Source organism: Primorskyibacter marinus (assembly GCF_003313245.1).
In the GTDB taxonomy this organism is placed as follows: domain Bacteria; phylum Pseudomonadota; class Alphaproteobacteria; order Rhodobacterales; family Rhodobacteraceae; genus Primorskyibacter; species Primorskyibacter marinus.
On sequence record NZ_QJSD01000044.1, the window covers coordinates 1 to 5,659 of the forward strand.

3 protein-coding genes and 2 pseudogenes are annotated in these 5,659 nt (G+C 54.3%); 3 read left to right on the top strand and 2 right to left on the bottom strand.

Translation table 11 applies throughout. The features are described from left to right. Positions 1-932: 932 nt before the first annotated feature. Both DMZ65_RS19180 and DMZ65_RS19185 read right to left on the bottom strand, forming a co-directional pair. Positions 933-1,925, bottom strand: coding sequence for a ParB/RepB/Spo0J family partition protein (locus DMZ65_RS19180; protein WP_116600301.1), 993 nt, complete (start codon positions 1,923-1,925; stop codon positions 933-935). After that, a complete protein-coding gene (locus DMZ65_RS19185; protein ID WP_116600302.1) occupies positions 1,922-3,109 on the bottom strand; it encodes an AAA family ATPase in 1,188 nt (395 codons plus the stop codon). The genes DMZ65_RS19180 and DMZ65_RS19185 overlap by 4 nt, the downstream gene beginning before the upstream one ends. 632 nt (positions 3,110-3,741) lie before the next feature. Here DMZ65_RS19185 and DMZ65_RS19190 point away from each other — a divergent pair. From DMZ65_RS19190 to DMZ65_RS19200, 3 genes and pseudogenes are all read left to right on the top strand, one after another. Next, positions 3,742-4,776, top strand: coding sequence for a replication initiation protein (locus tag DMZ65_RS19190; RefSeq protein ID WP_116600303.1), 1,035 nt, complete (start codon positions 3,742-3,744; stop codon positions 4,774-4,776). 74 nt (positions 4,777-4,850) lie between these two features. After that, positions 4,851-5,230: pseudogene (locus DMZ65_RS19195) on the top strand (IS5 family transposase); the annotation flags it as partial. Between the two features lie 91 nt (positions 5,231-5,321). Next, a pseudogene (locus tag DMZ65_RS19200) lies at positions 5,322-5,659 on the top strand (IS110 family RNA-guided transposase); the annotation flags it as partial.

Below are 5,659 nucleotides of genomic sequence, written 5' to 3' on the forward strand. Positions count from 1 at the left end.
AACCGGTATACCCTTCCGACACAAGCTGCTCATAAAGCCTCACGGCCGTTCGCCGCTCCCGGCGTGGTCGCTTCTGGTCCTGATCGAACAGGTCCTGAAGCCGAAGATCAAACCCGTTGCACAGTTTGTGCCGAACCGGCGGGGCCTGGCGCTGTAGCTCGGCGGGCTCTCATCCTTCAGATACTTCCTGATCGTGTTCCGCGATAATCCCGTCGCCCGCGCAACAGACCGGATGCTGCGGCCCTCAACCAATACCCATCGTCGGACCTTCGATACACTTTCCATCAATAACACCTGCTCTTTCCTCCGCACTTGAAGCGCGGATGTTAACGAAACAGGTGGGTCAATTTCGCATGCCGATTCACAGTGCAAGGCATTTTCATCCCGGTTGTCTATGCAAAAGTTGGCGGGCAAACAGGTTGGCAATGTCAAGGCGCGCCCCCTGCCCTCTTGCGCAGAAGATCACAAGATGCGTTCCATTTGGATGGAGCCGCACTGGCGGAGAAGATTCTGTCCATTCTCAGGTCATCTCGGGAAACTCGGCAAGGAAATCAAAGACGGCGAGCAGATAAGTTGCATAGCGGCCAGCGCGCTCGACACCCCATTGGCAGCGCCAGATTTCGGAGAGATCAAATTGCGCGCGCCCTTACCGTCCAGAAAGCAATAATTGGCATGCGGTGTGCGCATCCGGGACTTAAAGCCTCACGATCACGCTTCTCGGCGGCCTGATCAAAACGCGATGCAACCTCAACGGTGTCATTGTTGTACAACGACCAATCAGATGAAGCCAAGATTTCCATGGGTAGGAGGCCGCATTCGTCTCATTTCTCCAAATGCGGTCTGTTAGACGGAAAAAGGCAAGGCGTGGCACCCTGCCTCGTCAAGAAAATTGCCATGTGGCAATTTTTGAAAAGTTGCCACATGGCAATTTCTTACAGATCGTTTGCTTCCGCGTCCGCAAGAATCTGATCGAACGCCGCTTGCAAAGATTTAACCGACAGAGTTGCGTTATACTCCAACACAATCTTACGGCCTTTTCTACGCATCACTACACCGCCTTCATCTTTTGCCCCGCCATAAGCTTTGGCGGTGGGCTTAGCTGTTTTGGGCGGCGCTACTGCCGCCTTTAGCCGATTCAAAACCTGCGCCCCGTCAAGTGCTGCTCCCTGCCCTTCGCGCGCCTTAGTCTGCTGATCTGCAACATCACAAGCAGCCTGCAACACACTGTCTCTGGCAATTTTATCATTCATCAATGGCTTTAATTGTCGGGCGTGCAATTCCTTGATGTCACGGATCGAAGCATAGGCGTTCACGATCTCGGCCGGTAGTTTCGACAGTTGCAAATAGCGCGACAGCCACGCTTCTGACACCTCCAATCGTTGCGCCATCAGCTTCTGTTTGCCACCGTAATACGCTTGAACAGCCGCCGCATAATCGCGGGCGCGCTCATAATCCGAGATGTCTTCGCGGTCGCGGTTTTCAATGTCAGCCAGGCGAAACGCTTCCTCGTCGGTCAGATCGCGCACCTCGATCAGATAACGAAACTGCGGGTAGTTGTTCGCGTTTAGCCAAGTGATTGCAAAATGCCGGCGCGCGCCGCAGATGACTTCGTATTCTGCCCCGTCTCCCGCAGGCAGCCGCCGCACAATGGCGGGAAACTCCTGTTGCCCTTGTGACCGGATCCCGTCAATCAGGTCACGGCAATTATCTTCAGTCAGCAGATCATAGGCGCGGTTGTGTTTATCCCACATACGGCACACAGCCGCATCGACCCAACGCAAGGTTTTTTCCTCGCGCTCACCCGACTCCGCAAGCGCATTGGATCGCTTCAGGAACCGTGCGCCACCCCGGTCGTCAGATTTGGTTTCGCTGTCCGGCAGTCCACTCAGGACGTCGTCGAAAATTGCATCATGTCGCTTGCTCATAGGATGCCTTCCTTTCTGAGATCCGCGTGATGGCTCGGCCATGTCTTGCGGATCAAAACCTCCACCTCGCGCCCGACCGCGTCCAAATAAGCGCGGCAACGCTTGTGAGTTTCCGAACGCGTGCTTGGCCCAGTCAGCTCGTAGACAGTGCTCAGGTTTGCAGTCGCGTTGTCGATCTCGGCGCTGTCTTTCAAGATAGATTGCAGCATGTCCTGAGAGAACACCGCATCCATCATCCGTTTGATCGCCTGATGCGCCGATTTGTTGTCGTTCATCTTTGTCGTCAGGATTTTTACAAACGAATACTCTCGCGCGCCGCCGTGTTCGGCCAGTTCATTCAATGTCGACCCCATCATTTTGAGAAAATGCGCAGTTGATCCAAAGTCGATATTGTTGGGCGGGGCAGGGATCAGCAACGCGTTTGCGGCGCGCAGCACCGACAGAGAGATCATCCCGAGGGCAGGCGGCGGATCAAGCAAGACAATATCAAACTGATCAGAAATCGTTTCAATGCCTTCCCTTAGACGGTCCAGAATAAACCCCTGTTCTCGCGCCATCCGGGCCGCAAATTCGTACTCTGCGTCATATAGCCCAAGGTTGGAGGGGATCAGCGCGATGCCCGGCCAATAGGTCGCCCGCAAGGCGTAATGCAGCGATTTCGGACCACCATGACGAAAGAACGGGTAAAGCGTGTCTTCGTCTTCCTGTACGTCCACATCCGGATTTAGACCAAAGATCGAGGTGGATGACCCCTGGCTGTCGCAATCAACCACACAGACCCGATAGCCTTTCAGCGCAAAGTACTGTGCTAGATGACAGACTACAGTTGATTTCCCGACACCGCCCTTGAAGTTCTGAACCGCTAGAACCGTGGCTGGATCACCGGGCGCACGATGGGGCAGGGTGCCAAAAACCTCTCGCATCTTGTTGACTTGCGCCAGCGAATATCCTGTGCGCCGATTAGTGGCTGGGTCCTTTTCCGGTGGTGGCAAACGGCCATCGTCTTCGGCATCTCGGATCAGCTTTTCGGAACGACCCACCATTTCTGCGGCAGAGCGGACGTTAAACCGGATCTCAAGTGTCTTGTCGGAACCAGGCGCGAACACCCGGTCTCGCAGACGCCCGATGACGGTGCTCGCCCGGTTGGACAGGCTATCAAGTTCTCTCAAGGTGACTGGCTGCATCGGTTGCCTCTGCTTTATTGTATATCCGAATCATGAAGCTTTGGCCGGATGGCGTAAAGTTCTATTTTTTGCGGTGGACCCCAAAAAAAGCGGAAATCGTTGCTCTGTTGCTATGTGACAGGAATTCACAGTGGGATCCTTGTTTTATCAGAGAATTATGGAGGCGCGGTATTGATCTATTCTCAAATCTTCGTTTGGGCAGCTAAGACCATGCAGGAACGCATGCGGTAGGGCAGAATTACCAACAAAAACGAAGTGAACAAACCCGGCTATTCTATATTCAGGATTCAAGTGTTCAACCATTCTAGGGCATTGATTATAAACGAATAATGTCCAATATCCTTACATAACGGGTGCGTTGACATACATTTTGGGGTGGCCAAACATACACTTTGGGATGGCTAAGCTTACATACGGGGTGGGCTTTAATTCTTACATCTTGGGTGGGTGTGGATAAGTGAAAAAAACCCCAGAAGAAGGTGCATCTTTTCAAACATCTGCGAATCACCTTCGTTCAGTGCGCTCGCTGAAAACCTACGTTTTGGGTGCATCCGGATCTTGCGGCGGGGCACCTTGGTCTTGAAGTCTTACGTCAACTTCCGTACAAATGTAAGAAAACAAAGTAGCAGAACATGAGCAGTGAAGCCAAACCATACCGTACACTGGATGCGCGTCCAAATGCAGAAAGTCTGATCAAACCCGGAGAACTGGTTGATCTGGTTGAGGTCACGCCGCTTACATTGGCAGACCGGCGGATTTATAACCAGCTGTTGGAAAATGCGTGGGATGCGATCGACAAGCCGGTGACGCACGTTATTCCAAAATCCATGTTGCGCGGATCGCATAATTCAAACGACAGGGTCGGGGAGTCGATCGAGCGCCTGATGGCGGCCATCGTCAAGATCGAGGTCACATGGAATGGCAAACCGGCGATACAGCGGGTGCAATTGCTGGGGGGCAACATCGAAAGTCTGCGAAGTGACGGTTTGCTAGAGTACGAAATCCCGGCGCGATTGCGCAAGATCATCCATAATTCGAACGTCTTTGCCCGGTTGCAACGCGAAGTGATGTTTGCCCTATCATCGAAGTATTCCCTAACTTTGTATGAAATGGTGCAAAAACGGGGAAATTTACGGTGGAAATCAGCGGAAAAATTCACGCTCGAGGCGCTGCGCGGGGTGTTGGGCGTGCCTAAGGGCAAGTTGACCAGTTGGTCGAACCTGAAATTGCGTGCGATAGAACCTGCGGTGACGGAGGTTAACGCTTTGTCTGATTACATGGTGGAAATAGTGCCGCTGAAAACTGGGCGATCTGTCACCCATGTGGAGTTGCGCTGGTGGCGCAAGGATGGCGAGGCGTCGGGCAAGGCAGAGCGGGCCCTGTCGTTTTCCAAGGTGGGCCGACGTGCAAAGGCGGAAGGCCGCACAGAGACCGTTCAGCCGGCGGGGCAGGGGGGTGCAAAGCCGCGGCCGGACTGGCTGAACAAACGGGGTCCATCGCTGCGCATGGAAACTTATGAAACGGCCCGTCTGCGCCATCCAGGATACGACATCTATTATGTGGAGGGAGAGTGGCGAACTTGGGCGGAAGGAAAAGGCGAAGTCGAGAATCCGGATCGCGCCTTTCTAGCGTTTTTTCGTAAGTTCGCCGAGGCGAATCCGATCTGAAACTGCCTTAGGGTCAGGACCCATTGATTTCCGCCGTGCCGGATGCATCATCTTGCTGAAAACCAGCGGTGAACATGTCTGATCTTTTCTGGCTGACGGATGCGCAGATGGCGCGTCTTGAGTGGGATTATCTTCATCAATCGCAATGGCTTGCGATGGCGTGACGCGCCCGCCTATGGCTCTCACAAGACGCTGTACAACCGTTGGAAGCGGTGGAGCGATAAGGGGATCTTTGCTCGGATGATGGCCGGTCTGGCTGCCGAACACGGCGAAAAGAGGACTGTGATGATCGACGCCACGTACCTGAAGGCACACCGTACAGCGAGCAGCATGACTGCGAAAAAGGGGGCGTGGACGCCTGATTGGCCGGACCAAGGGCGGCATGAACACGAAACTGCACGCCATCTGCGACAGTCAAGGACGCCCGCTGAACCTGTTCGTGACCGCAGGACAGGCCAGATGGAGTGGTTGCCGCCCTCCCTAGACGGCATCGCAATGTGCCAAGGTCGTGGTGTTCAACGCTGCGCGCAGAGGAGGACGGCGAGATGAAGAATATGATGATCGGGGTCGATCTGGCAAAGACAGTTTTCCAAGTTCATGGTGCCCTTCGAACGGGGGAGGTCCAGTTCCGCAAGAAGCTGACGCGGAAGCAATTCCCCGCGTTCATGGCGCAGCAAGAGCCCGGCATGGTAATTTTCGAGGCCTGCAGCAGTGCGCATTTCTGGGCCCGTGAGATGGAAGCTCTTGGGCACGAGGTAAAGCTTATCGCACCGCAATACATGCGCCCCTTTGTGAAGCGGCAGAAAAATGATGCGGCCGATGCCGAGGCGATTGTCATTGCGGCACGTCAGCCCGAGATGCGTTTCGTGGAGCCCAAGACAGT

Bases quoted from the DNA above. Each gene is read 5' to 3' on its own strand.
- DMZ65_RS19180 (WP_116600301.1), bottom strand. From the start codon at position 1,925: ATGAGCAAGCGACATGATGCAATTTTCGACGACGTCCTGAGTGGACTG.
- DMZ65_RS19185 (WP_116600302.1), bottom strand. From the start codon at position 3,109: ATGCAGCCAGTCACCTTGAGAGAACTTGATAGCCTGTCCAACCGGGCG.
- DMZ65_RS19190 (WP_116600303.1), top strand. From the start codon at position 3,742: ATGAGCAGTGAAGCCAAACCATACCGTACACTGGATGCGCGTCCAAAT.